At 71.8% G+C, this 23,650-nt stretch carries 26 protein-coding genes and 1 other RNA gene; 16 read left to right on the top strand and 11 right to left on the bottom strand.

Translation table 11 applies throughout. The features are described 5' to 3' along the window. The first annotated feature begins 14 nt into the window (after positions 1–14). Positions 15–1,127 (top strand): alanine dehydrogenase, encoded by a 1,113-nt coding sequence (gene ald / locus AB0H54_RS22935; RefSeq protein WP_357347683.1) that lies wholly within the window; start codon positions 15–17, stop codon positions 1,125–1,127. Positions 1,128–1,180: 53 nt separating this feature from the next. On the opposite strand, the gene sigJ is transcribed toward ald, so the two are convergent. After that, positions 1,181–2,119 (bottom strand): RNA polymerase sigma factor SigJ, encoded by a 939-nt coding sequence (gene sigJ, locus AB0H54_RS22930; RefSeq protein WP_357347681.1) that lies wholly within the window; start codon positions 2,117–2,119, stop codon positions 1,181–1,183. A 118-nt stretch (positions 2,120–2,237) separates the two neighbouring features. Between sigJ and AB0H54_RS22925 the strand changes: the two genes are divergently transcribed. Then, the gene (locus AB0H54_RS22925; protein ID WP_357347679.1) at positions 2,238–3,170 is read left to right on the top strand and encodes a cobalamin biosynthesis protein; all 933 of its coding nucleotides are present in this window, start codon (positions 2,238–2,240) and stop codon (positions 3,168–3,170) included. A gap of 55 nt (positions 3,171–3,225) precedes the next feature. Next, entirely contained in the window at positions 3,226–3,777 is a 552-nt protein-coding gene (locus AB0H54_RS22920) for a dihydrofolate reductase family protein (RefSeq protein WP_357347677.1), read from the top strand. Between the two features lie 13 nt (positions 3,778–3,790). Here AB0H54_RS22920 and AB0H54_RS22915 read toward each other — a convergent pair whose 3' ends face one another. Together AB0H54_RS22915 and AB0H54_RS22910 are read right to left on the bottom strand one after the other, a co-directional pair. Beyond that, a complete protein-coding gene (locus AB0H54_RS22915) occupies positions 3,791–4,648 on the bottom strand; it encodes an SURF1 family protein (RefSeq protein WP_357347675.1) in 858 nt (285 codons plus the stop codon). After that, positions 4,648–5,151, bottom strand: coding sequence for a low molecular weight protein-tyrosine-phosphatase (locus AB0H54_RS22910; protein ID WP_357347673.1), 504 nt, complete (start codon positions 5,149–5,151; stop codon positions 4,648–4,650). Before AB0H54_RS22910 ends, AB0H54_RS22915 begins: the two co-directional genes overlap by 1 nt. 71 nt (positions 5,152–5,222) lie before the next feature. Here AB0H54_RS22910 and AB0H54_RS22905 point away from each other — a divergent pair, with 71 nt between their 5' ends. From AB0H54_RS22905 to AB0H54_RS22880, 6 genes are all read left to right on the top strand, one after another. Continuing rightward, positions 5,223–6,518 carry a pyridoxal phosphate-dependent aminotransferase gene (locus AB0H54_RS22905; RefSeq protein ID WP_357348468.1) on the top strand — a complete coding sequence of 432 codons (1,296 nt, stop codon included), beginning with the start codon at positions 5,223–5,225 and terminating at the stop codon, positions 6,516–6,518. A 257-nt stretch (positions 6,519–6,775) separates the two neighbouring features. After that, positions 6,776–7,891, top strand: coding sequence for a Nif3-like dinuclear metal center hexameric protein (locus tag AB0H54_RS22900; protein ID WP_357347671.1), 1,116 nt, complete (start codon positions 6,776–6,778; stop codon positions 7,889–7,891). 161 nt (positions 7,892–8,052) lie between these two features. Beyond that, on the top strand, positions 8,053–8,790 hold the full coding sequence (locus AB0H54_RS22895) for a C4-type zinc ribbon domain-containing protein (protein WP_355279123.1): 738 nt from the start codon (positions 8,053–8,055) through the stop codon (positions 8,788–8,790). Positions 8,791–8,794: 4 nt separating this feature from the next. Beyond that, a complete protein-coding gene (locus AB0H54_RS22890) occupies positions 8,795–9,946 on the top strand; it encodes a bifunctional RNase H/acid phosphatase (RefSeq protein WP_357347669.1) in 1,152 nt (383 codons plus the stop codon). A gap of 129 nt (positions 9,947–10,075) precedes the next feature. Continuing rightward, positions 10,076–10,780, top strand: coding sequence for a S1 family peptidase (locus AB0H54_RS22885; RefSeq protein WP_355279129.1), 705 nt, complete (start codon positions 10,076–10,078; stop codon positions 10,778–10,780). A 75-nt stretch (positions 10,781–10,855) separates the two neighbouring features. After that, positions 10,856–11,068 carry a GNAT family N-acetyltransferase gene (locus AB0H54_RS22880; RefSeq protein WP_357347667.1) on the top strand — a complete coding sequence of 71 codons (213 nt, stop codon included), beginning with the start codon at positions 10,856–10,858 and terminating at the stop codon, positions 11,066–11,068. A 5-nt stretch (positions 11,069–11,073) separates the two neighbouring features. On the opposite strand, the gene AB0H54_RS22875 is transcribed toward AB0H54_RS22880, so the two are convergent. Beyond that, positions 11,074–11,865 carry a helix-turn-helix transcriptional regulator gene (locus AB0H54_RS22875; RefSeq protein ID WP_357347665.1) on the bottom strand — a complete coding sequence of 264 codons (792 nt, stop codon included), beginning with the start codon at positions 11,863–11,865 and terminating at the stop codon, positions 11,074–11,076. Positions 11,866–11,976: 111 nt separating this feature from the next. On the opposite strand from AB0H54_RS22875, the gene AB0H54_RS22870 reads away from it, so the two are divergent. After that, positions 11,977–12,372: a hypothetical protein gene (locus tag AB0H54_RS22870; protein WP_357347663.1), complete on the top strand. Its 396-nt coding sequence runs from the start codon at positions 11,977–11,979 to the stop codon at positions 12,370–12,372. On the opposite strand, the gene AB0H54_RS22865 is transcribed toward AB0H54_RS22870, so the two are convergent. Beyond that, positions 12,359–12,901 carry an NUDIX hydrolase gene (locus tag AB0H54_RS22865; protein ID WP_357347661.1) on the bottom strand — a complete coding sequence of 181 codons (543 nt, stop codon included), beginning with the start codon at positions 12,899–12,901 and terminating at the stop codon, positions 12,359–12,361. The two genes, AB0H54_RS22870 and AB0H54_RS22865, sit on opposite strands and share 14 nt — an antisense overlap. A 54-nt stretch (positions 12,902–12,955) precedes the next feature. Next, entirely contained in the window at positions 12,956–13,843 is an 888-nt protein-coding gene (locus AB0H54_RS22860; protein WP_357347659.1) for an alpha/beta fold hydrolase, read from the bottom strand. Between the two features lie 36 nt (positions 13,844–13,879). Between AB0H54_RS22860 and rnpB the strand changes: the two genes are divergently transcribed. Beyond that, an RNA gene (rnpB, locus tag AB0H54_RS22855) (RNase P RNA component class A) lies at positions 13,880–14,284 on the top strand. Positions 14,285–14,347: 63 nt separating this feature from the next. On the opposite strand, the gene AB0H54_RS22850 is transcribed toward rnpB, so the two are convergent. Further along, positions 14,348–14,719, bottom strand: coding sequence for a hypothetical protein (locus AB0H54_RS22850; RefSeq protein WP_357347657.1), 372 nt, complete (start codon positions 14,717–14,719; stop codon positions 14,348–14,350). Between the two features lie 413 nt (positions 14,720–15,132). Here AB0H54_RS22850 and AB0H54_RS22845 point away from each other — a divergent pair, with 413 nt between their 5' ends. Genes AB0H54_RS22845 through AB0H54_RS22835 form a run of 3 tightly spaced genes read left to right on the top strand, consistent with a single transcriptional unit; the run spans position 15,133 to position 17,134 of the window. Next, positions 15,133–15,465 carry a hypothetical protein gene (locus AB0H54_RS22845; RefSeq protein ID WP_019046039.1) on the top strand — a complete coding sequence of 111 codons (333 nt, stop codon included), beginning with the start codon at positions 15,133–15,135 and terminating at the stop codon, positions 15,463–15,465. A 20-nt stretch (positions 15,466–15,485) separates the two neighbouring features. Beyond that, entirely contained in the window at positions 15,486–16,916 is a 1,431-nt protein-coding gene (locus AB0H54_RS22840) for an RNB domain-containing ribonuclease (RefSeq protein ID WP_357347655.1), read from the top strand. Positions 16,917–16,954: 38 nt separating this feature from the next. Beyond that, positions 16,955–17,134, top strand: a complete 180-nt coding sequence (locus AB0H54_RS22835) for a hypothetical protein (protein WP_357347653.1) — start codon at positions 16,955–16,957, stop codon at positions 17,132–17,134. 10 nt (positions 17,135–17,144) lie between these two features. On the opposite strand, the gene AB0H54_RS22830 is transcribed toward AB0H54_RS22835, so the two are convergent. The 4 genes from AB0H54_RS22830 to panB all read right to left on the bottom strand — a co-directional run bounded on the left by AB0H54_RS22830 (position 17,145) and on the right by panB (position 20,388). Then, complete coding sequence (locus AB0H54_RS22830; protein ID WP_357347651.1) at positions 17,145–18,002, bottom strand: CHAD domain-containing protein; 858 nt, start codon at positions 18,000–18,002, stop codon at positions 17,145–17,147. A gap of 3 nt (positions 18,003–18,005) precedes the next feature. Further along, positions 18,006–18,968, bottom strand: coding sequence for a prolyl aminopeptidase (pip, locus tag AB0H54_RS22825; protein WP_357347649.1), 963 nt, complete (start codon positions 18,966–18,968; stop codon positions 18,006–18,008). Then, the gene (locus tag AB0H54_RS22820; protein WP_355279160.1) at positions 18,968–19,408 is read right to left on the bottom strand and encodes a hypothetical protein; all 441 of its coding nucleotides are present in this window, start codon (positions 19,406–19,408) and stop codon (positions 18,968–18,970) included. The genes pip and AB0H54_RS22820 overlap by 1 nt, the downstream gene beginning before the upstream one ends. 122 nt (positions 19,409–19,530) lie before the next feature. Next, complete coding sequence (gene panB / locus AB0H54_RS22815) at positions 19,531–20,388, bottom strand: 3-methyl-2-oxobutanoate hydroxymethyltransferase (RefSeq protein WP_357347647.1); 858 nt, start codon at positions 20,386–20,388, stop codon at positions 19,531–19,533. A gap of 212 nt (positions 20,389–20,600) precedes the next feature. Between panB and AB0H54_RS22810 the strand changes: the two genes are divergently transcribed. Both AB0H54_RS22810 and glnA read left to right on the top strand, forming a co-directional pair. After that, positions 20,601–22,133 (top strand): alpha/beta hydrolase, encoded by a 1,533-nt coding sequence (locus AB0H54_RS22810; protein ID WP_357347645.1) that lies wholly within the window; start codon positions 20,601–20,603, stop codon positions 22,131–22,133. Positions 22,134–22,254: 121 nt separating this feature from the next. After that, complete coding sequence (gene glnA / locus AB0H54_RS22805; RefSeq protein ID WP_218721857.1) at positions 22,255–23,592, top strand: type I glutamate--ammonia ligase; 1,338 nt, start codon at positions 22,255–22,257, stop codon at positions 23,590–23,592. Positions 23,593–23,650 lie beyond the last annotated feature (58 nt).

The following is a 23,650-nucleotide window of genomic DNA, read 5'->3' as shown; positions in this document are numbered from 1 at the left end:
CCTAAGCTGGCGCAATGACGGGAACAGGCGGAACGGTCGGTGTGCCGGCGGAGGTCAAACCGCAGGAGTTCCGGGTGGCGCTCACCCCGGCGGGCGCCACCGAACTGACCGCGCACGGACACCGGGTGCTCGTGCAGGCCGGGGCCGGAACCGGATCGGGCTTCGGCGACGAGGACTATCTCGCCGCCGGCGCGGTGATCGTGCCCGACGCCGACACGGTCTGGGCCACGGCCGGACTGATCCTCAAGGTGAAAGAGCCCATCGCGCAGGAGTATTCGCGGATGCGGCGCGACCAGGTGCTGTTCACCTATCTGCACCTGGCCGCGTCGAAGGACTGCACCGACGCGATCCTGGACTCCGGGATCACCGCCATCGCGTACGAGACCGTGCGCGCCGCCGACGGATCGCTGCCGCTGCTCGCGCCGATGAGCGAGGTCGCGGGCAAGCTCGGCACACAGGTCGGCGCGTATCACCTGATGGCGCCGATGGGCGGCGAGGGGGTGCTGCTCGGCGGCGTCCCCGGTGTCCGCCCCGCCGATGTGGTGGTGCTCGGCGGCGGCGTGGCGGGCACCAACGCGGCGAGCGTCGCGGTGGGGATGGGTGCCAGGGTGAGCGTGCTCGACACCAATCTGCGGCGGCTGCGCGAGCTCGACGCCCGCTTCGGCGGCCGGGTCGGCACTCTCGCCTCGCACGCGCTGGAGATCGAGAAGGCCGTGCTCGCCGCGGATCTGGTGATCGGGTCGGTGCTGGTGCCCGGCGCGAAGGCGCCGAAACTGGTGTCCGACGAGCTCGTCGCCGGGATGCGCCCGGGCTCGGTGCTCGTCGACATCGCCGTCGACCAGGGCGGTTGCTTCGCCTCCACCCGTCCGACGACGCACGCCGATCCGACCTTCCCCGTGGCGGATTCGCTGTTCTACTGCGTCGCGAACATGCCCGGCGCGGTGCCGCACAGCTCCACGGTCGCGCTCACCAACGCCACCCTGCCCTTCGCGATCGCCATCGCAGACAAAGGCTGGCGCGGCGCCTGCGCCGCCGACCCCGGCCTCGCGGCCGGTCTCACCGCCGTCGACGGCAAGCTGCTCTCCGCCGAAGTGGCTGCGGCCCACGGGTATTCGCTGACCGTGTGAGCCGGTGACCGCGCTCCGGTGGACGACTGCCACCGGAGCGTGGTGACCCCCTGCTACTGCCCCGCGCCCAGGTACCAGTCGGGGGCGCCCTCGGTGGGGAGGTCGTGCAGCTTGTCGGGATTGCGGACGATATTGATCGCCACGATGCGGCCCGCGTCGACGACGAACGAGAAGACGCCGGTGTTGGCGCCGTCGAAGACGACCAGGCCCGGCGCGCCGTTGACCAGCACCGCGCGGCCCCAGGCCCCCGACGCCGACGGCGCGTGGTACCAGCCGAGCAGGGCCTTGGCGATGAGCTCGGCGCCGTGCAGCGGCTTGCGGATCGCGGGCACCTTGCCGCCGCCGTCGGCGGTGAGCACGACGTTCTCGTCGAGCACGCCGAGCAGCGAGCTCAGATCACCCGAGCGCCAGGCCAGCGCGAACGCCGAGACGACCTTCTCCTGTTCGGCGGGTGACGCGGGGAACCGCGGGGTCCCGGATTCGACGTGCTTGCGGGCGCGGGAGGCGAGCTGGCGGACCGCGGCCGGGGTGCGGCCGACGACCTCGGCGACCTCGGGACCGGTCATGCCGAACACGTCCTGCAGCACGAAGGCCGTGCGTTCGGCGGGCGACAGCGATTCCAGCACCACCAGCAGCGCGGTGGTGACCCGCTCGTCCTGGGAGATCCGGTCGGCCGGGTCGTCCCAGGTGGTGACCTCCGGCTCGGGCAGCCAGTCGCCGACGTACTGCTCGCGGCGGGCGCGCGCCGACCCGAGCTGATCGAGGGCCAGCCGGCCGGTGACCGTGGTCAGCCAGGCGCGCAGGTTGTCGATCTCGCCCGCCTTGCCCGCCGCGTGGTGACGTTGCAGGCGCAGCCACGCGTCCTGCACGACGTCCTCGGCGTCGGTGAGGCTGCCGAGCGTGCTGTAGGCGAGTCGGCGCAGGTAGGGGCGGTGTTCCTCGAAACGGCGAGCCAGTTCGGCCTGGTCGATCTGCTGCGGTAGGTCGGTCATCGTGGTTCGCCGTTCGGTCGTCTGGCCCGGGGACCGGGCGAGTGTATGGGGTCGTCGCACTGATGACGAACCAGCGGGGCGGGGTGTGACATTCCCGGTGTCGGCTACCCTCGGCCGGGTGCAGAAGGGGACATCGACCGCGGTCGGGCTGGTGCTGGGATTCGCGCTCGATCGAGTGCTCGCCGATCCGCGCCGATGGCATCCGGTGGCCGGATTCGGTTCGGCGGCAGCGGCATTGGAGCAGGCGACCTACGCCGACGATCGGCGGGCCGGGGTGGTTCACGAAGTGGTCGCGGTCGGTTCGGTGGTGGGTTTCGGAGTGCTCGCCGCGCGCGGCGGCGTGGTCGCGACCGCGCTGGCCACCTGGACCGCGCTCGGTGGACGCAGCCTGGCCAGGGCCGGTCACGCGATGGCCGAGCGGCTCGACGCCGGGGACATCGACGGAGCCAGGGAACTGCTGCCGTCGCTGTGCGGGCGCGATCCGTCGGTCCTGGACGCGGACGGGCTGGCCAGGGCCGCGCTGGAATCGGTCGCCGAGAACACCGCCGACGCGACCGTCGCGCCGCTGCTGTGGGGTGCGGTCGCGGGGGTGCCGGGGCTGCTCGGGTACCGGGCCGTCAACACCCTCGACGCGATGATCGGCTACCGCAACGAGCGCTACCTCCGATTCGGCTGGGCCGCCGCGCGCACCGACGACCTGGCGAACGTGGTGCCCGCCCGGGCGACCGGGCTGCTGACGGCCGCGCTGGCCCCGCTGGTCGGCGGCAGGCCCGCCGCCGCGTGGCGCGCGTGGCGGCGTGACGCGAGCAAGCACCCGAGCCCGAACGCGGGCGTGGTGGAGGCGTCCATGGCCGGGGCGCTCGGTGTCCGGCTCGGCGGGCGCACCCAATACCGGCACGGCGCGGAACTGCGGCCGACCCTCGGTGACGGGCCCGCGCCGACCACCGCCGATCTGCGGCGCGCGGTGCGCATGTCGGAGGCGGTGCAGGTGGGGTCGCTGGTGATCGCGGCGGCGGCCGCCGGAGTGTTGGGGCGGGCGCGCCGCCGTTAGCCTGCTATCTCTTCGCGGACCGATGAGTTTCGAGGGCGGAGGAGGTCTACACGGTATGAGGAAACTGATCTATGGGTTCGGCCTGTCCGTGGACGGGTACGTCAACGACCGCGACGGCAAGATCGACTGGACGGAGCCGGACGACGAGCTGCACCAGTTCCACAACGACCGGTTCCGCGATCTCGAGATCATCCTGAACGGCCGTCGGCTGTACGAGCTGATGGCCGAGTACTGGCCGCACGTGCCCGCGGACGCGCCGCCCATCCAGCAGGATTTCGGCCGGCTCTGGACCGACATGCCCAAGGTCGTCTTCTCCCGGACGCTCACCGAGGTCCAGTGGAACAGCACGCTGGTCGCGGAGAACGCGGTCGAGGAGGTGCGCAGGATCAAGGCCGAGGGCGACGGCGTCATGGAGGTCGGTGGCGCGAGCCTGGCGGCCACGCTGATGCCGCACGGGCTCATCGACGAGTACCAGATGTTCATCTCGCCGGTGGTCCTCGGCGGCGGCACCCCGATGTTCCCGGCGCTGGACCAGCGCATCGGGCTCCGGCTGGTCGAGACCCGGCATTTCGAGACGGCGGTGCTGCTGCGCTACGCCGCCGAGTGACGGGAACGGGTGATCAGCGGTTGCGACCGTAGCGGTCGGCCAGGCGGGCTTCGGTGGTCGGCGCCACCGGAGCGCTCGGCGCGGCGGTCGCGGTCTCGGCCGGCGTTTCCGCGCGGTCGCGACGGCGCGCGCGCATTTCGGCCACGACGAAGTAGCCGAGGCCGAGCGGGGCCATGATGCCGAAGGCCAGCCATTGCAGGCCGTAGGACAGGTACGGGCCCGCGTCGAGCTGGGGGAGCGGGCTCGGGGTGAAGGCGCCGGGCTGGCCCTCGGCCAGCTGGAGGTAGCCGCCCTTGTCGGTGCCGGTGGGGATGGGAGCCAGGGGCAGGCCGAGGACGGTGGCTTCCTGGCCGGTGTCCACGGTGTAGACCTGGCGATACCCGTCCTGGGTGCTCGGCGGCTTGTCCGCGACGACCCCTTCCGAGGCGCGCACGCGGGCTTCCAGCCGTTGCGGCCCGGCCGGGGGCGCGGCGATCACCGGCGGCCGGGTGCCGTCGACGGCGGCGACCAGGCCGCGGTCGACCAGCAGGGTGCGGCCGTCGTCGAGGCGGAACGCGTCGAGCACGGCGTAGCCGGGGGCGCCGTCGAGGTGACGCAGCCGGACCAGGACGGTCGAATCCGGGACGTACGTACCACTCGCGGTGACCTTGCGCCATTCGGTGTGCGCGCTCGGGTCGCCGTCGAGGACGCTGTTCACGGTCACCGGATCGGCCTGCACGGAGTCGGCGATCAGCTGGTTGCGGTGCTCGGTGCTGGTGTTCTTGCCCAGCTGCCAGGGCGCGAGCACGGTGAAGCACAGGTAGGCGAACGCGACGACGATCACCGCGAGGATGAGCCAGCTCGGGCGCAGCAGGAACGTGAGTTTGCGCATCAGCGGTGCGCGTCGGCGGTGGTACGGGCGTCGAGTTCGGCGCGCACCCAGTCGAGCAGGCCGGGGACGGCGGCCTCGATCTGGTCGCGGACCAGGTCGAAATCGGACTGGTCGCCGTAGTACGGATCGGGCACGTCGCGGCCGTCGGCGGCGGGGTCGAAGCTGCGCAGCAGGCGGCGCTGGTCGGTGCCGATGCCGCGCTGGGCCAGTTCCCGGTCGTGCACGGTGTCCAGGGCGATGATCAGGTCGGCGTCGCGATGCTCGGGACCGAAGGTGGCCGCGGTGTGCTCGGTGGGGTAGCCCGCCCGGCGCAGGGTCGCCTCGGTACGCGGATCGGCCGGATCGCCGACATGCCACGATCCGGTGCCCGCGCTGGTCACCCGTACCCGGTTCGCGAGACCGGCACGGTACAGATGCGCTTCGAACATCTTCGCCGCCATCGGCGACCGGCAGATGTTCCCTGTGCAGATGAATGACACGTGCAGCTGACCCACGCCTGCCATTGTCGCCCGAGCCGCCGAATCGCCGCCACGTAGGGTGTTCAGTTGTGTTCCAGGACTCTGTCGACCCCGCGATGTTGCGCCACCACGGCGACGTGGACGCGCGCCCTGGAATGCTCGATTTCGCCGTGAACGTGCGCGGCACCGCGCCGCCCGCCTGGCTGCGCGATCGCCTCGCCGCCCGCCTGGACGACCTGGGCCGCTACCCGAGCGCCGAGGACGAGGCCGCCGCCCGCGCCGCCGTCGCCGCCCGGCACGGCCGCCGTCCCGACGAGGTCCTGCTGCTCGCCGGCGCGGCCGAGGGCTTCGCGATGCTGCCCCGCCTGGCTCCGCGCCTGGCCGCGGTGATCCACCCGTCCTTCACCGAGCCCGAACTGGCGCTGCGGGAGGCAGGCGTGCCGGTGACGCGGGTGGTCCTGGAACCGCCATACACGCTCGACCCGGCACTCGTTCCCGAGGAGGCCGATCTGGTCGTCCTCGGCAACCCCACCAATCCGACCTCGGTCCTGCACCCGGCGGCCGTCATCGAGGCGTTGCGCCGGCCGGGGCGTCTCGTCGTGGTCGACGAGGCGTTCGCCGACGCGGTCGCGGAGAGCACCGCCGGTGGTGCGGCAGTAGACGGCGGATCTGGCGACAACGTGCCCGGCGCTGCCCGGAACGTCGCGTCCGGTGCCGCGATGCGCGGCGCGGCGGCCGGTCCCGGCGGTGCGCGGCCCGCGTCGTCGTCCGCTGGCAGGACGCCGGGCCTGTCGTCGACCCCGAGCGCGCCGGATGCGTCGTCCCTCCGGACGGCGTCGGCCGTCGACGTGGTTCCGGGAGCGCCGGTGCGGTCGACCTCCCGTCCGGGGTCGGGTTCGGCGACGCCGCACACCGTCGGGGAACCGGAGTCGCTGGCCGGGCTGTCCGCCCCGGACGTGCTCGTCCTGCGCAGCCTGACCAAGACCTGGGCGCTGGCCGGGCTGCGGTGCGGCTATGTCCTCGGCGCGCCGGAGGTGCTGGCCCGGCTGACCCAGGGCCGTCCGCACTGGCCGCTGGGCACCCTGCAGCTGGAGGCGATCAGCGCCACCGCCGAACCGGCGGCCGTCGCCGCGTCCCGGCGGCATGCCGACGAGATCGCCGCCGAGCGCGCGGCCATGATTGACCGCCTCGCGGATCTGGGCGTCGAGGTGCACACCCCGGCCGCCGGTCCCTTCCTGCTGCTGCGCGTTCCCGACGGCGAACTGCTGCGCAAGCGCCTGGCCGATCGCGGCATCGCGGTGCGCCGGGCCGATACCTTCCCCGGACTCGGTCCCGATCACCTGCGGGTCGCCGTACGTGGGTCGGCCGAGGTCGACCGGTTGATCGAGGGTCTGCGAGCAGCGTTGTGGTGACTGGAGCGGGCGGTGCCGTGGTGACCGGGCAGCGGCGCCGTGGCGACCGGGCAGCGGCGCCGTGGCGACCGGGCAACGGTGCCGAGGCGACCGGGCAGCGGTGCCGAGGCGACCGGGGCGGACGGTGCTGTGACAGGGGACCGGCCTGCGGCAACGGCCGTTGCGCGGCGCGAGACGGTCGTGGAAAGCATTGTGGTGCAAGGTGATCCCGTCGCTTCGATGGTGACGGGTTAGGCAGCGGAACGAAGGAGGCGGCGGTGACCGACCTGGCCGAACTGATCGGGGTGCTCGACGCGGCGTATCCGCCGCGGCTGGCCGAATCGTGGGATTCGGTCGGGCTCGTGTGCGGCGACCCGGGTCAGGAGGTGACCAAGGTGGTGTTCGCCGTCGACGCCACCGCCGCCGTGGTCGACGAGGCGATCGAGTGGGGCGCGCAGGCGCTGGTCGTGCACCACCCGCTGCTGCTGCGCGGTGTCGACACCGTGGCCGCCGACACCCCCAAGGGCGCGCTGCTGCACCGGCTGATCCGCTCCGGCTGCGCCCTGTTCTCCGCGCACACCAACGCCGACTCCGCCGACCCCGGCGTCTCGGACGCGCTCGCCGCCGCCGTCGGCCTGACCGTCACCGGCCCGCTGGACCCGAAACCGACGGCCTCCGTGGACAAATGGGTGATCCAGGTCCCGCAGACGCACACCGCCTCGCTCATGTCGGCGCTGTTCACCGCGGGCGCCGGCGCGATCGGCGACTACCGCGAGGCCGCCTGGTACACCTCCGGCACCGGCCAGTTCCGGCCGCTGCCCGGCGCGAACCCGGCGATCGGGGCGATCGGCACGGTCGAGACCGTCACCGAGGACGCCGTCGAGGTGGTCGCGGCGCCGACCTCCCGGCTGGCCGTCCTGGCGGCGCTGCGCGCGGCCCACCCGTACGAGGAACCCGCCTACCACGTCACCGAGCGCGCGCCGCTGCCGTCCTCGCTGGGCATCGGCCGCATCGGCGAACTCCCCGAGCCCGAGACCCTGCGCGATTTCACCGCCCGGGTCGGCGTCGGCCTGCCGCGCACCGTCTGGGGCGTGCGCGCCGCGGGCGACCCGGACCGCGTCATCCGGCGGGTCGCCGTCTGCGGCGGCGCGGGTGACTCCTACCTGACCGCGGCCATCCGCGCGGGCGTCGACGCCTACCTCACCTCCGACCTGCGCCACCACCCCGTCGACGAGCATCTCCGCCGCGGCGGCCCCGCCCTCATCGACGCCGCCCACTGGGCCACCGAATTCCCCTGGTGCGGTCAAGCGGAACAGTTCGTCCGCACGGCCCTCCCCGGGATCGAGACCCGCGTCTCCACCCTGCGCACCGACCCGTGGACGGTCACCGGCTGAACGCGGCGACCAGCCTCCCCACGTCGACGGGGGCGGGCGCGTACCGGGACACGCCCGCCCGACAGCGGTCGCCCGGTCCTCGGGTCATGGCGTGCGCGTGCCCCGTGGCGCGGTACGGTTGACGAACCCATCCGTCCACCGTGTTCAGGAGTTCGTGCGCGTTGAATGTCGAACCGTCGGTCCAGTCCAAGCTGCTCCAGCTCGCCGCTGTCGATGCCGAGTTGACGCGGATCGCGCACCGCAGGAACGCGCTGCCCGAACAGCAGGAGGTGGCGCGCCTGTCGACCGAGCGCAACGGCTACAAGGACGCCGCCGTCGCGGTCGAGATCGGCATCGACGATCTGGACCGCGACATCCGCAAGCTCGAGGGTGAGGTCGACGCAGTGCGCAAGCGGGAGGACCGCGACCGCGGCATGCTCACCGCGGGCACCGTCGCGGCCAAGCAGCTCTCCGAGATCCAGCACGAACTGGGCAGCCTGGAGCGGCGCCGCTCGGTGCTCGAGGACGAACTGCTGACCGTGATGGAACAGCGCGAGGCGATGGCCGCCGATCACGACCACGCCGGCGCCCGGCTGAGCAAGGCCGACCAGGATCTCGCCGACGCCGAACGGCTGCGCGACGAGGCGATGGCCGATCTCGCGGTGGCCCAGCAGCGGTGCGAGACCGACCGGGACGGACTGGTCGGGCTGTTCCCCGCCGACCTGCTCGCCGTCTACGACAAGCAGCGCGCGGCCCACGGGGTCGGCGCCGCCCTGCTGCAGGCTCGGCGCTGCGGCGCCTGCCGGATCGAGATCGATCGCGGCGAGATGCAGCGCATCGCCAAGGCCGCCCCCGACGCCGTCCTGCGCTGCCCCGAGTGCAGCGCGATCATGGTGCGCACCAAGGAATCCGGGCTGTAACCGGATGAACGAGGTGATCGTCGAGGCCGACGGCGGGTCGCGCGGCAACCCCGGCCCGGCCGGCTACGGCGCGGTGGTGTTCGCCGCCGACCATGTGCGGGTGCTGGCCGAGCGCAAGGAATACGTCGGCGTCACCACCAACAACGTGGCCGAGTATCGCGGTCTGATCGCCGGTTTGGCCGCCGCGGCCGAGCTGGGCGCGCGGGTGGTCGCGGTGCGGATGGACTCCAAGCTCGTCGTCGAGCAGATGTCGGGACGCTGGAAGGTCAAGCACCCGTCGATGATTCCGCTCGCCGAGCAGGCTCGCGGGCTGGTCGCCGGGTTCGACCGGGTCAGCTTCACCTGGATTCCGCGCGCGGAGAACTCCCACGCCGACCGGCTGGCGAACGAGGCGATGGACGACGGCGCGGTCGTCGGCACCGTCCGCGACGCCGTGGCGGCCGGGCACGCGGCGGGCGACCAGGTCGCGGTGCCCGCCACCGAGACCCGCGATTCCGCTGCCGCCCAGCGCATTCCGGTCACGCCCGGCTGGACCGGCGCGATCGGCAGGCCGACCCGGCTGTTGCTGCTGCGGCACGGGCAGACCGAACTGTCGATCGAGCGCCGCTACTCCGGTCGCGGCAATCCGCCACTGACCGACCTGGGTCGCGAACAGGCCGAACGGGCCGCGAAGATGCTGGCCGCCAAGGGCGATATCGCCGCGGTGGTGACCTCGCCGCTGCAGCGGGCCCGCTCCACCGCCGAGGCGGCCGCCGCCGCGCTCGACGTGCCGCTGCGGGTGCTCGACGACCTCATCGAGACCGACTTCGGCGACTGGGAGGGCCTCACCTTCGCCGAGGCCGCGCAGCGCGATCCGCAGCTGCACGCGGACTGGCTGGGCGACCCGTCGGTGCCCGCGCCCGGTGGCGAGAGCTTCGATCAGGTGCGCGAGCGGATCGAATCGGTCCGGCGCGATCTGGTGGCGTTGTATCCGGGCGAGAACGTCGTCGTGGTCAGCCATGTCACGCCGATCAAGACGCTGCTGCAACTGGCGCTCGGGGTCGGCCCGTCGCTGCTGTATCGCCTGCACCTGGACCTGGCGTCGCTGTGCATCGCGGAGTTCTATCCCGACGGCGGCGCTTCGGTCCGTCTGGTCAACGACATCTCGTATCTTTAGCGCTGGCCGCCTGTCACCCGGGCACGGTACGGTCGGCCCCGGTTCGCGGTCGGCGTAACGACTATGCCCCGGCGCCCGAGAAGCATCTCGGGCGTGCGGAGATACCGCGGCCGTCGAGAAAGGTACTTGATGAGGTTTCTACGGATGGCGGCGTTCGCGGCGGCCATCGCGGGGGCGCTCACCGCGTCCGCTGGTGCGGGCAGCGTGTCGGCCGATCCGAGCGTGGTGCTCGGCGCGGCCTCGGGCATCGTCTTCGACAACAACTCCGGTTGCTCGCTGACCGCCATCGGCCACGACAACGCCGGTCGCCTGGTGGGTCTGACCGCCGGGCACTGCGCGCCGACGGGGGCACGGGTCGGCGCCGAGCAGGCGCTGAACGCGGGCGTCATCGGCACCGTCGCGTTCTCCGACGACGGCGACTACCTGGACTTCGCGGTCCTGCAGCTGGACGCGTCGAAGGTGCTGCCGGTGCGCACCATCGGCCAGACCACCGTCGCGGGCATCGGCTCCGCGCCCGGCCCCGGCACCACCGTGTGCTCCGACGGTCGCACCAGCGGTCGCAGCTGCGGCGTGGTGTGGGGTGAGCTCGAAGGCACCTCGATCAACCAGTACTGCTCCCAGCCCGGTGATTCCGGCGGACCGGTCGTCGTCGGCGACCGGCTGGTCGGCATGAACCAGGGCAGGCTCACCGGCCTCGGCCCCGTCGACTTCGACGTCCCGTGCACCGGTGGCGCCAACCCGATCCACTCGCCCGCCTACTTCCAGCCGATCCAGGTCATCCTGGACGTGCTGAACCGGGCGGGCGGCGTCGGCGCGGGCTTCCAGCCCATCTGATCCTCGGCTCGACCCGACAGGGGCGCATCACCGATCCGGCGATGCGCCCCTGTCGCCGTCTCCACCCGAAACCCGTTGCCCCACCGCCGCGGGCATGCTGCAATCACCGGCACCGCGCTGTCCTGGGCGGCCGGGCACGGCTGCACCGCGGTGTGCCTGGAGGTGACCGAGGGCAACGCCGCCGCCGAGAACCTGTACCTGCGCCACGGTTTCGTGCCGACCGGCCGGCGCGGGCCGGTGGAACCGGGCGACCCACGCACCGAGTTCGAGATGCGCCGCCCGCTCTGAGCCGCTCAGCGCGCCGCTGCGGCTATGGCGCGCAGGGCGGCGGCGGTGGTGTCGTCGAGGGGGTAGAAGAACTCGATGGCGAGTTCGGAGAGGGTGACGTCCGCCGGTGCGCCGAAGGTCGCCATGGTCGAGAACATCGTGAGGGGGCCGAGCGGTGAGCTGATCCGGATCGGGACCTGGAACGGGCCGACCGGCTCGGGTTCGCCGGGCGAATCCGCCGGGACCGGATAGCTTCGCACCTCGTCGTAGAGGGCGCGCAGCCGCGCGTCACCGGTCGCGCCGAGCTGGCGCAGTAGCCGGTCCAGGAACAGTTCGCGCACCTGGTGCAGGTTCTCCAGCCGGCGCGCGAGTCCGTCGGGATGCAGGACCAGCCGGAAGACATTGGGGCGCGGCGTGCGCAGGTGCTCGGGCACCCCGGTCATCAGCACGGGCATCGCGGCATTGCCCGCCACCACATCCCACCAGCGATCGACCACCACCGCCGGATACGGCTCGTGCGCGGCGAGCATCGTCTCGATCGCGGCCCGCGCGGGCGACAGCGCGACGTCGTCGAGCGCCGACTCCCGGAACGCGGGCGCGAAATCGGCGGCCAGCAGCAGCGTATTGCGTTCCCGCAGCGGCACATCGAGGGTGTCGCACAGCCGCAGCACCATCGCCCGGCTCGGTTTGGACCGCCCGGTCTCGAGGTAGGACAGGTGCCGCGAGGAGGTGTCGGCGGCCAGGGCGAGCTCGAGCTGGCTGAGCTTGCGCCGCTGCCGCCATTCCCGCAGCAGCGGCCCGATCCGGGCGTCCGTCATCGGCCCAGCGTATCCACCGGCGCGGACGTCCCGCTATGACCTCGGAGGTCATTGCGACGATGACCCGCGCCGCCGCACAGTGGGCTCACCACCCGAGAACAGGAGCCGACGATGACCGACACCCGCCCCAGCCCACTCGCCACCGTCCTGCGCGTAGACGGTTGGAGCACAGCGCTGTTCGGAGTCGCCCTGACCGTGTCCGCGCCACTGTTGCGCGCGCCGCTCGGCCTGCCGACCCCGCTGTCGCTGCTCTTCGGTGTCGTCATGGTCGCCGGTGGTGCCGCACTGCTGACCATCGCGCGGCGCGGTCCGCACCGCTACGCCCGCCCCGTCGTCGCCGTCAACGCCGCCTCGGCGCTCGGCATGACCGTGCTGGCCTGCTCCGGTCTGCTGCCGCTCACCGGCCTCGGCATCGCCTTCCTGCTGGCCGGTGCCGCCCTGGTCGCGACCTACGCCGCACTCGAGCTGCGCGCTGCCGCGCTCGCGGAGCCGGTCACGGTGTGCTGAGGCCGCGTTCGTGCATGAGCAGCAGGCCGTAGGCGGCGACCGCGTGGGAGTCGGTGATCTCGCCGCGCAGGATCATCGCCTCGAAGCGGGCGCGGGAGAACCAGGCGGTGCGCATGTCCTGTTCCTCGGGCTCGCGCTGGGGCTCACCGGGGGTGAGGCCGGTGGCCAGGAAGCAGTGGCCGCGCTGGTTGCTCGACGCGGGCGCGGTGGCCAGCGTGCCGAGCAGCGTCATCCGGTCGGCGCGCAGGCCGGTTTCCTCCCGCAACTCGTTGTGCGCCAGCTCGACCGGCGACGGCGCCGTGCCGGCCGGCGGGGTGCCGGCGGGGAACTCCCAGCACCGCGCGCCCAGCGGGTACCGGTACTGCTCGACGAGGTGGAATCCCTCGCCGTCGAACGGGATCACCATCGCCCAGTCGACCTTGTCGACCACGGCGTAGATCCCGACGGACCCGTCGGAGCGGCGAATGGTGTCCTCCCGCAGCCGCATCCACGGATTGGTGTAGATCGTGCGCGAGCTGAGCTGTTCCATCTCCCCATCGTGCCCCACCGGCACCGCCCAGCCGGGCGGATCAGGCGGCGGCGGTCACGGACGCAGCACCGAGACCAGGAAATCGGTCTGATCGCGCACGACCTGCTCGAAGACGTCGTCGAAGTACACGTCGAAGTGGCCGACCGGGTACTGCTTGACCACCGCGTGCTTGGTGCGCTCGGCCGCCTTGCGGGTCGGGCCGGGCGGGGCGACCGAATCGTTCTCGGCGATCGCGTAGAACACCGGCACCTTCAGCGCCTTCGCGCGGCGGCCCGGCGCGTCGAACAGGGTCGACAGGGCCACCCGCGCACCGACTTTCGGCCGGTAGGTATCGCTCTCCTCGGCGAGCCTGCCGAAGCCCTCCGGCACGTCCGGCGCGCTCATCAGCGCCGCGGCCCGCTTGCGGCCGGCCAGCCGGATCCGCACCGGCTTGCGCCGGATCGGGCCGATCAGCAGGTCGGTGGCGGCGATGGTGGCGACCTTGGTGACGCTGATCGGTCCCTTCGCCATCGCCGAGGCCCACCCGCTGGTGAACGGCACCTGCGCGACGACCGCGGCGAGATAGTCGTCGTCGGGCGCCACGGATAACACGTGCCCGCCGCCGAACGAGGTGCCCCACAACGCGATCCGGGTCGCGTCGAACCCCCGGATGCTGCGCGCGTAGGCGATTGCGGCCTTCCAGTCCTGCCGCTGCCTGGCGATGTTGAGCACCTGGCGGGGATCACCCTCGCTGGCGCCGAAATGCCGGTAGTCGAACGCCAGCACCCCCATCCCCGCCGCGACGAACCGCCGCGCATATCGATCCAACCCCATTTCGCGGGTTGCCCCCAGCCCGTGTCCCATGATCACCAGCGGGCGCGGCCGGGGCGCACCGTCGGGCAGGTAGAGCCAGGCAGCGCACTGCTGGTCACCCGAGGGGAAACTGACGTCGACACGTTCCATGGCTCGTAACCGTACCGAGTACTCTGTACGAGCGGACGAGTCGGCCGGGCGACCGCGGTGACGAGAACGGGCGCGCGAGCGCCGCCGCTCGGTACCGAGGAAAGTCCGGACTCCACAGAGCAGGGCGGTTGCTAACGGCAACCCGGGGCGACCCGCGGGACAGTGCCACAGAAAACAAACCGCCGCACACCAGTGCGGTAAGGGTGAAACGGTGCGGTAAGAGCGCACCAGCGCCCCGGGTGACCGGGGCGGCTCGGTAAACCCCGCCCGGAGCAAGGTCGAAGGTCGCACCTCGCGGTGCGGCTGCGCAGGTGTTCGAGGGCTGCTCGCCCGAGCCTGCGGGTGGACCGCTCGAGGCACCCGGCGACGGTGTGTCCAGATGGATGGTCGTCCCCCGGTGCGAACCGGGGACAGGATCCGGCTTACAGGCCGGCTCGTCCGCCTTCGAACGACGAGGCGGCGGCTCCCCGAGGGAGCCGCCGCCCGGTCGGGCCGGTAGCCGGCTCAGCACATCAGGGTGGACATCTGGTAGATCGCCCTGGCCTCGTCTTCGGTCGCGGCGTCGGCACCGTTCTTGGTGGCCTTGATGATCCCGGCGATGGTGTCGGCCTCGGACTTCCCGGCCTTGATGTCGCCACAGGACTGGTTCAGCACGGTCGCGACGGCGGCGTCGTCACGCCCCGCGGACAGCTTCGGGAAGGCGTTGCGGTAGCTCACCACGAACATGCCCGCCTTGCTCGGATCGACCTTGTATTCGGGCGTGGTGGCGGCCGAGGAGCCGCCGGCGGCGGCGGAAGAGGAGTCGTCGCCGCAGCCGGCCAGAAGCAGGGCGAAGACGGTGGCGCTGGCCGCGAGAGCGGCGGTAGTTCTACTCACGCGCGGGATGCTAGCGCCCCAGAAAACAAGCCGCCTCCCGTGAGGTTAACGGGAGGCGACAGTTGCTCGATCCGATCGGTGAGCTAGGCGGGGTTGATCACCAGCAGCTGGGCCCAGTAGGACGCCTGGTCCGGGCCGAGGATCGGCAACAGGTAATCGAAAATCAGCGACGACATACGCTCGGAACTCCCATTTATCGACGTGGGTGGCGCACTGCCCGGCGTTTGCCGGGTGTGCCGACGCCACAGTAACAACTGGCGCGACGGTGGCGGGAAAAGTGTGTCGCCTGCGTGAAAATGCGCAGGAAGTCGCCGGAAACGTGAGCGAGGTCATAGAGTGTTCGCCGTCGGCAGGGCTCGCTGCCCGGGTGGTGAGCCCAACACAATTCGATCGCGGAAGCAGGTCACATTTACATGCGGGTAGTTCGTTCCATTGTCGCCGGTGCACTGATCGCCGGAGCCGCTGCGGTTTTCACCTCGCTGGGTGCCGGATCGGCGAGCGCGGTCGCGGTGACCCCGCTGGCGGGCGGGGTCCAGGTCGACCTCAGCCCGGCCGATACCGCCTGGGTGCACCAGACCCGGTTCGGTCTGACCGTCGCCGGTCTGCCGCACCCCTCGGCGGCCTCGTTCGGCCAGGCGCTCGACGCCGCGGCGACCGTCTCCTCGGCGGTCCCCAACGGTCGGGTCACCTTCACCGTGTACGGCCCGTTCGACCAGCTCAACGGCACCATGCTGGCACTGCAGTAGGTAGTCGCTAACCTGCCAGGATGGAACTCCATCAGCGGATCGTCTCGGCGCCGGTCGACTTCGGCGCCATCCGTTCCGAATTCGGGCTGGCCTCGGACTATCCTGCCGAGGCCGTCTCGGAGGCCCGCGACGCGGTCGACGCGTTCGCGGGTACCCGGGTCGACCGGACCGACATCGAGTTCGTCACCATCGACCCGCCCAGCGCCATGGATCTGGACCAGGCGCTGCACATCGAACGCACCCCCACCGGCTTCACCCTGCATTACGCGATCGCCGATCTCGGCGCCGTGATCGTGCCGGGCGGTGCGCTCGCCCGGGAATCGGAATCCCGCGGCCAGACCTTCTACCTGCCCGACGGCAATGTCCCGCTGCACCCGACGGTGCTGTCGGAGGGCACCGCCAGCCTGCTGCCCGGTGTCGACCGGCCCGCGGCGCTGTGGACCATCGACCTCGACGAGCACGCTGTCCCGCGTGCCTTCTCGGTGACGCGCGCCCTGGTGCGCTCCCGGGAGCGCTTCGACTACGCGCAGGTCCAGGCCGCCGCCGACGCGGGCACGCTGCACCCCTCGCTGGCCGCGCTGCCCGAGTTCGGCAGGCTGCGGATCGAGGCCGGGCTCGACCAGGGCGCGATCTCGCTGCGGCTGCCCGCCCAGGACGTGGTGCGCGACGGCGACAACTGGCGCCTCGAGCTGGAACCCCGCACCGCCGCCGACGACTGGAACGAGCAGGTCTCGCTGCTCACCGGCATGTGCGCGGCGCGGATCATGCTGGCGCACAAGGGAACTCCGATCGGCCTGCTGCGCACCATGCCGCCGCCGCCCGACAGTGCCATCGCCTCGATGCGGCGCACCGCGGCCGCCCTCGGCGTCACCTGGCCCGCCGACATGCCCGTCGGCCGGCTGCTGGCCGGGCTCGACGCGAACACCCCCGCCGCGCTGGTCCTGATGTCGGAGGCGACGAGCCTGCTGCGCGGCGCCGGCTACACGATGCTCGGCGACCTCGACCAGCCCACCGCCGACCAGCTCACGCACAGCGCGATCGGCGCACCCTACGCCCACGTCACCGCCCCGCTGCGCCGCCTGGCCGACCGGTTCACCACCGAGATCTGCCTGGCCCACTGCGCGGGCACCGAGGTCCCCGCCTGGGTGGTCGACGGTCTCGGCCCCGCCGCGGACACCCTGCGCCGCACCGACTCGGTGGCGAGCAAGGTCGACCGCGCCTGCGTCGACCTGACCGAGGCGACCGTCCTGGCACCCCGGATCGGCACCGAGTTCTCGGCCCTGGTCCTGCGCGAGGCCAACGGCACCCGCGACGCCGAAATCTTCGTCACCGAGCCCCCGATCCTGGGCCGCTGCGAGGGCAAGCCCCCGGAAGGCAAACACGTCTCCGTCCGCCTGGTGACCGCCGACGTCGCGACCCGCACCATCGGATTCGACTACGCCGCAACCTGATCCGACGCGGGCGGGTTTACCCGGGTCGCGCGCGGCAGTTGACCTACCTCGACCTGCACCGGCCGGGCGTGGTCCGGACTCTGATCGACCTCGCGCTGACCGGCGGCGCGGATGTCGACCGCACCACGGAGCTCGACGGCTGGCAGCTGTTCGATCAGACGCTCCGGGACCGCGGTGAGCGGACAGGTGTCCGTGACGAACCCGGCGGACGCGGGTAACGGCCGAGAACTAATCGGCGGCGGAGACGAACGCGGCGGCGGCAGGGTAGCGGGCGATGGCTTGCCCCGCGGCGACCTCCTCGGTGTCGGCGAGGAGTTCGTAGAGGGTGGCGGTGGAGCTGGGGGCGGTGGCGGCGGCCGCGAGGATGGCCTCGCGGGATTCGACGGCGTCTCGGTGGTCGCCGAGGACGGTTTGCAGGCGTTTGGCGCGGGTGCCGAGGTCGGTGGCGTCGGTGCCGAGGACCTCGCCCGCCGCCTCACAGGAATAGCGTAAGCGCTTGGCGCCCTTGCGGATATCGTGCAGGAGCTCGACGCGATCGGCGGGGGCGGCGGTGGGTTCGGCGAAGACGAGTTTGCGCAGGCGCTTGCGGTCGCGGCGCAGGACGTCGTCGAAGGCGTCGGTCGCAGGCGTGCGGGCCAGGTCGCGATCCAGTGGGGGATCGGTGCGCCAGGCGGTCAGGGTCTTGGTCAGGCGCCGGTAGCGCTTGCCGTCGAGCGCGGTCAGCACCTCGGCGTGGGCGCTGGTATAGGCGTCGCGGGAGGCGCCGACCAGCGCCTGGGTCACCTCGTCAGGGACCTGCTCGTGCGCGGCGAGCAGATCGGTGAAGCGCTCGGCGCGGACCTCGGCGTCGCGGGCCACGCCGAGCAGATCGGCCAGCCACTTGAGCTCGGCCTCGGTGGTCGCTGCCGCGTCCGCGTCGAAGAGCTTGCGGTAGGACCGCAGCACGCTGCGCAGGCGGCGGGTGGCCACCCGCATCTGGTGCACCGAGTCGTAGGCGTCGGCGCGCACGTCGGGTTCGGCGGCCAGCAGCCGGTCGATGTCGTCCCGCAGTGCCGCGACGACGGCTTTTCCGGCCTTGGGCGCCATGATTCAGCCTCGCTTCCCGAACAGATCGGTCGCCTCGACCAGGTGGTGGGTGATGCCGGGCTCGTGGGCGGTGTGCCCGGCGTCCTCGACGATGTGCAGGGTCGAGCCCGGCCAGGCGGTGTGCAGATCCCAGGCGCTCACCGCGGGGCACACGATGTCGTGGCGGCCCTGCACGATCACTCCGGGGATGTCGGCGATCCGGTCCATGTCACGCAGCAACTGTCCCTCGTCGAGGAATCCGCCGTGCCGGAAATAGTGGTTTTCGATCCGCGCGAAGGCCAGCGCGAAGCGCGCCTCGCCGGTCTCGGCGATCCGATCCGGTTGCGGCAGCAGCGAACTCGTCGCGCCTTCCCACGTCGACCAGGCCACGGCGGCGTCGAGCGCCACCTGTGGGTCGGGGGAGTGCAGCAGCCGGTGGTACACCTCGACCAGGTCATCGCCGCGCTCCGCGACGGGCACCGGGGCCAGGAACTTCGCCCACTCGGCCGGGTAGACGTTGCCCGCCGCGCCGTTGTAGTACCAGTCGATCTCCTTGCGCCGCAGCAGGAAGATCCCGCGCAGCACCAGCTCGGTGACCCGCTCGGGATGGGCCTGGGCGTAGGCCAGACCCAGCGTGGAGCCCCACGAACCGCCGAACACCTGCCACCGGTCGACGCCGAGGTGCGCGCGCAGCAGCTCCATGTCGGCGATCAGGTGCGTGGTGGTGTTGACGTCGAGGTTCGCGCCGTCGGCGATGTGCGGCACCGACCGTCCGCATCCACGCTGATCGAACAGCACGATGCGGTACACGGCGGGATCGAAGAAGCGCCGTTGCAGCGGTCCGGTGCCACCGCCGGGCCCGCCGTGCACGAACACCACCGGCTTGCCGTCGGGATTGCCGCTGACCTCCCAGTACACCGACTGGCCGTCGCCGACGTCGAGCAGCCCGTGCTCGAACGGCTCGATCTCCGGGTACAGGGCGCGCATCAGAACGCCAGTCCCGCCGCGAGATTCGGCAGATCCAGGGCGGTCATCGCCTCGGTGCGCACGTCCGCGCAGGCCCCGGTGGTGACGCGGTCGACGATCGCCTTGTCGGCCAGCACCTGGGCGTTGATCCCGCCGTTGCGCAGTGCCCACTCGTGCACCATCGCGTTGAGCGCGAAGCGCCCGAGGGTCGGCCCCTGCACCCGGAAGTTGGACAGCTCGGGGCGGATCATGTCGCACAGCTGCGCGGCCGCGGCGTCGGTGATCGTCGGGCTGCCCGCCGGGGCGGTGGTGGTCGGCTTGGCCGCGCTGGTCGTCGAGGTCGTGGTGCCGGAGCTACCGGTCGGTGTGGTTTCCACACTGCCGCAAGCGCTCAGGCTCGCGACGGCGAGCGCGCCCGCGAGCAGCAGCACGGGACGGGTCTTCCAACGGCGGTGCGGCATCGATACCTCTACTCGTGTCGACTATGTCGGTATCGAGTCTGCCACCCGGCGCGACCCCGCACATCCGGCCGAACCCTGAGAACGGCCCGCCGCTCGTGGCGACGGGCCGGGTCGGTGGTGGCTCAGAAGCTGTGCTCGGGGCCGGGGAAGGTGCCCCGGCGGACCTCGTCGGCGTAGGCGGCTGCGGCGGAGCGCAGTTCGTCGCCGACATTGCCGAAGCGCTTGACGAACTTCGCGGTCTTGCCGCTGGTGTAGCCGGCCATGTCCTGCCAGACCAGCACCTGGGCGTCGCAGTCGGCGCCCGCGCCGATGCCGACGGTCGGGATGGTCAGCTTGTGGGTGACCTGGCCGGCCAGCTCGGCCGGGACCATCTCCATGACGACGGAGAACGCGCCCGCCTCCTGCACGGCGATGGCGTCGGCGATGAGCTGCTCGGCGCCGTCGCCGCGACCCTGCACCCGGAATCCGCCGAGGGTGTTCACGCTCTGCGGGGTGAAGCCGATGTGGGCCATCACCGGGATGCCCGCGGCGGTGATCAGCGCGATCTGCTCGGCGACGCGTTCGCCGCCCTCGAGCTTGACCGCGTGCGCGCCGCCCTCCTTCATGAACCGGGTGGCGGTGGCCAGCGCCTGCTGCGGCGAGGACTCGTAGGTGCCGAACGGCAGGTCGGCGACGACCAGCGCGTGCGGGGCGCCCCGGACGACGCCGCGCACCAGCGGGATCAGCTCGTCGACGGTGATCGGCACGGTGGTGTCGTAGCCGTACACCACGTTGGCGGCGGAATCGCCGACCAGCAGGACCGGAATGCCCGCTTCCTCGAAGAGACGCGCGGAGGAGTAGTCGTAGGCCGTCAGCATCGACCAGCGCTCGCCCTCGGCCTTCATCTGCTGCAGATGCTGGACGCGGGTCTTGCGGCGGGGCTTGGCAACGGCTTCGGGAGCGGCACCGTAGGCAGGGGTCTGCTCATCGGATACGGACATCATCGTCCCTTTCGTCTGGTTCCTCGAGGCCCGTACCGGGTCCCCGGGTTTTTCTGACGGATCCAGTGTGCCACCTCGGGCCGAGCCGATTTAAGGGCCGGTGCCGGTGTGATCGGTCACAGCGGTGGTTCGGCTACCGTGAGGGCGAGCCCCTTCGCGCGGATCGGGCGCATCGTGTTGTGCGCCGTGCGGCGCGGAAAGGTGGGCCCACTGTGCAGCGTGGCAGGCTCGTCGTGCTCTGGGGCGCTCTCGCGGCGCTGATCGTGTCCGGCTGCACCAGCGCCGAGACCAGCACCCCGCGCGCGCAGCTGCCGCCACCGCCGCCCGGGCTGGAGAAGTTCTACGACCAGCAGGTCGACTGGGGTTCGTGCGAGGGCTTCGGCAGCCCCGAGGACCGGCTGCCGCCCAAGACCGAATGCGCCCGCGTCAGCGTGCCCGTCGACTACGCGCGCCCGGACGGTCCGACCGCCCAGATCGCGCTGTCGCGGATCCCGGCCTCCGGCGACAAGATCGGCTCGCTGCTGATGAACCCCGGCGGCCCCGGCGTCTCCGGGCTGTCGATGGTCACCGTCGGCAACCGCACCGAGCTGGCCGAGAAGTTCGACCGGGTCGGTTTCGATCCGCGCGGTGTCGGCTCCTCGCTGCCCGCGATCGTGTGCCTGACCCCGCAGCAGGCCGACGCCGAGCGCGCCGAGCCGCCCACCGACAACACCCCGGCAGGCATCGCCGACGCCGAGGCCGACAACCGCGAGTACGCCGACCGCTGTGCCCAGCGCACCGGCACCGACCTGCTCGCCCACGTCGGCACCCGCGAGGTGATCCAGGACATGGACGTCCTGCGCGCGGTGCTCGGCGACGCGCAGCTGAGCTACCTCGGCTACTCCTACGGCACCCGGCTCGGCTCGGCCTACGCCGAGAAGTACCCGCAGAACGTGCGCGCCCTCGTCCTCGACGGCGCGGTGGACTCCTCTCAGGACCCCGTCCAGGAGTCGCTGCGCCAGGCCGCGGGCTTCCAGGGCGTGTTCAACGCCTACGCCGCCGACTGCGCGAAGAACGCCGACTGCCCGCTCGGCACCGATCCGGCTCAGTCCGTGGCCCGGTTCCGCGCGCTGGTCGCCCCGCTGGAGAGCAAGCCCGCCGCCACCGCCGACCCGCGCGGGCTCAGCTACGGCGACGCCATCACCGGCGTCCAGCAGGCCCTCTACACCGACGACCTGTGGAACGTGCTCACCCAGGGCCTGACCGAACTGCGCGACGGCCGGGGCGACACCCTGCTGCAACTGGCCGACATGTACGACGGCCGCCGTGAGGACGGCACCTACGCCAACACCCAGGACGCGTTCAACGCCATCCGCTGCGTCGACGATCCGCGCGTCACCGATCCGGCGATCACCGGCCGCCAGGACAGCGAGTACCGCAAGGCCGCGCCCTTCCTCGACGACGGCAAGGGCACCGGTGCCGCCCCGCTGGAACTGTGCGCCTCCTGGCCGGTGCCCAACACCAGCACCCCGCACCGGGTGTCCGCGCCCGGCGTGCCGAAGACCGTCGTGGTCTCGACCACCGACGACCCGGCCACGCCGTACCAGGCCGGGGTCGACCTGGCCGCGCAGCTGGGCGCCGATCTGATCACCTTCCGTGGCAACCGGCACACCGCCGCCCTGGTGGCGGGCGACCGCTGCCTCGACGAGGCCGTCATCGACTACCTGGTCGACCTCGCCGCGCCCGGCGCCGGTCTCACCTGCTGAACCGGATCGGCGCGCACCGCGCCCCGTCACGGCGGGTGAGATGTGCGGACGAGGTGACGAGATAGCAAACGCGAGCGCGTATGTAACACGGATTTAACGCCGGGTGCTTACGCTCGCCGGTATGGATCGCCAGAAGGAATTCGTGCTGCGGACGCTCGAAGAGCGGGACATCCGCTTCGTGCGTCTCTGGTTCACCGACGTGCTGGGTTACCTGAAGTCCGTCGCCATCGCGCCCGCCGAGCTCGAGGGCGCCTTCGAGGAGGGCATCGGGTTCGACGGCTCGGCCATCGAGGGCTTCGCGCGCGTGTCCGAGGCGGACATGGTCGCGCGGCCCGATCCGTCGACCTTCCAGGTGCTGCCCTGGGCCACCTCCAAGGGCCACCAGCACTCCGCCCGCATGTTCTGCGACATCACCATGCCCGACGGCTCGCCGTCCTGGGCCGACCCGCGCCACGTGCTGCGGCGTCAGCTCAACAAGGCCGCCGACGTGGGCTTCAGCTGCTACGTGCACCCCGAGATCGAGTTCTTCCTGCTGGAGAACGGCCTGAAGAACGGCGCGCCGGTGCCCGCCGACAACGGCGGCTTCTTCGACCAGGCCGTGCACGACTCGGCCCCGAACTTCCGCCGTCACGCCATCGACGCGCTCGAGTCGATGGGCATCTCGGTCGAGTTCAGCCACCACGAGGGCGCCCCCGGCCAGCAGGAGATCGACCTGCGCTACGCCGACGCGCTCTCGATGGCCGACAACGTGATGACCTTCCGCTACCTCATCAAGGAGGTCGCGATCGACGAGGGCGTGCGCGCGACGTTCATGCCCAAGCCGTTCGCCCAGTACCCGGGCTCGGCCATGCACACCCACATGAGCCTGTTCGAGGGCGAGTCCAACGCCTTCGCCGACCCCGACGATCCGGAGAACCTGTCCGCGACGGCGCGCTCGTTCATCGCGGGCATCCTCGAGCACGCCCCCGAGATCAGCGCGATCACCAACCAGTGGGTGAACTCCTACAAGCGCCTGATCCACGGCGGCGAGGCGCCGACGGCGGCCTCCTGGGGCCGGTCCAACCGCTCCGCGCTGGTCCGCGTGCCGATGTACACGCCGAACAAGTCGTCCTCGCGGCGCGTCGAGATCCGCAGCCCAGACTCGGCCTGCAACCCGTACCTGACCTTCGCGGTGCTGCTCGCGGCCGGTCTGCGCGGCATCGAGAAGGGCTACACGCTGCCGCCGGAAGCCGAGGACGACGTGTGGTCGCTGACCGACGCCGAGCGTCGGGCCATGGGCTTCCGCTCGCTGCCCGGCACCCTCGACGAGGCCCTGCAGGTGATGGAGCGCTCCGAGCTCGTCGCCGAGACCCTCGGCGAGCACGTCTTCGACTTCTTCCTGCGCAACAAGCGCCGGGAGTGGGCCGCCTACCGCAGCCAGGTGACCCCGTGGGAGCTCGAGGAATACCTCAGCCTGTGACACCGCGCCCGGCATACCGGGCGTGACACGGTCGATGCGCGGACCATGTACTTTGAGG

It is taken from the genome of Nocardia sp. NPDC050718, assembly GCF_040654235.1.
Taxonomy (GTDB): domain Bacteria; phylum Actinomycetota; class Actinomycetes; order Mycobacteriales; family Mycobacteriaceae; genus Nocardia.
This window is presented reverse-complemented; position numbering and strand designations above follow the sequence as displayed.

What these genes read in the sequence shown, in the direction of transcription:
- ald (WP_357347683.1), top strand. Translation starts at nt 15, where the DNA reads ATGACGGGAACAGGCGGAACGGTCGGTGTGCCGGCGGAGGTCAAACCG.
- sigJ (WP_357347681.1), bottom strand. Translation starts at nt 2,119, where the DNA reads ATGACCGACCTACCGCAGCAGATCGACCAGGCCGAACTGGCTCGCCGT.
- AB0H54_RS22920 (WP_357347677.1), top strand. Translation starts at nt 3,226, where the DNA reads ATGAGGAAACTGATCTATGGGTTCGGCCTGTCCGTGGACGGGTACGTC.
- AB0H54_RS22915 (WP_357347675.1), bottom strand. Translation starts at nt 4,648, where the DNA reads ATGCGCAAACTCACGTTCCTGCTGCGCCCGAGCTGGCTCATCCTCGCG.
- AB0H54_RS22910 (WP_357347673.1), bottom strand. Translation starts at nt 5,151, where the DNA reads ATGGCAGGCGTGGGTCAGCTGCACGTGTCATTCATCTGCACAGGGAAC.
- AB0H54_RS22905 (WP_357348468.1), top strand. Translation starts at nt 5,223, where the DNA reads ATGTTGCGCCACCACGGCGACGTGGACGCGCGCCCTGGAATGCTCGAT.
- AB0H54_RS22890 (WP_357347669.1), top strand. Translation starts at nt 8,795, where the DNA reads ATGAACGAGGTGATCGTCGAGGCCGACGGCGGGTCGCGCGGCAACCCC.
- AB0H54_RS22885 (WP_355279129.1), top strand. Translation starts at nt 10,076, where the DNA reads ATGAGGTTTCTACGGATGGCGGCGTTCGCGGCGGCCATCGCGGGGGCG.
- AB0H54_RS22875 (WP_357347665.1), bottom strand. Translation starts at nt 11,865, where the DNA reads ATGACGGACGCCCGGATCGGGCCGCTGCTGCGGGAATGGCGGCAGCGG.
- AB0H54_RS22870 (WP_357347663.1), top strand. Translation starts at nt 11,977, where the DNA reads ATGACCGACACCCGCCCCAGCCCACTCGCCACCGTCCTGCGCGTAGAC.
- AB0H54_RS22865 (WP_357347661.1), bottom strand. Translation starts at nt 12,901, where the DNA reads ATGGAACAGCTCAGCTCGCGCACGATCTACACCAATCCGTGGATGCGG.
- AB0H54_RS22860 (WP_357347659.1), bottom strand. Translation starts at nt 13,843, where the DNA reads ATGGAACGTGTCGACGTCAGTTTCCCCTCGGGTGACCAGCAGTGCGCT.
- AB0H54_RS22845 (WP_019046039.1), top strand. Translation starts at nt 15,133, where the DNA reads ATGCGGGTAGTTCGTTCCATTGTCGCCGGTGCACTGATCGCCGGAGCC.
- AB0H54_RS22840 (WP_357347655.1), top strand. Translation starts at nt 15,486, where the DNA reads ATGGAACTCCATCAGCGGATCGTCTCGGCGCCGGTCGACTTCGGCGCC.
- AB0H54_RS22830 (WP_357347651.1), bottom strand. Translation starts at nt 18,002, where the DNA reads ATGGCGCCCAAGGCCGGAAAAGCCGTCGTCGCGGCACTGCGGGACGAC.
- pip (WP_357347649.1), bottom strand. Translation starts at nt 18,968, where the DNA reads ATGCGCGCCCTGTACCCGGAGATCGAGCCGTTCGAGCACGGGCTGCTC.
- AB0H54_RS22820 (WP_355279160.1), bottom strand. Translation starts at nt 19,408, where the DNA reads ATGCCGCACCGCCGTTGGAAGACCCGTCCCGTGCTGCTGCTCGCGGGC.
- panB (WP_357347647.1), bottom strand. Translation starts at nt 20,388, where the DNA reads ATGTCCGTATCCGATGAGCAGACCCCTGCCTACGGTGCCGCTCCCGAA.
- glnA (WP_218721857.1), top strand. Translation starts at nt 22,255, where the DNA reads ATGGATCGCCAGAAGGAATTCGTGCTGCGGACGCTCGAAGAGCGGGAC.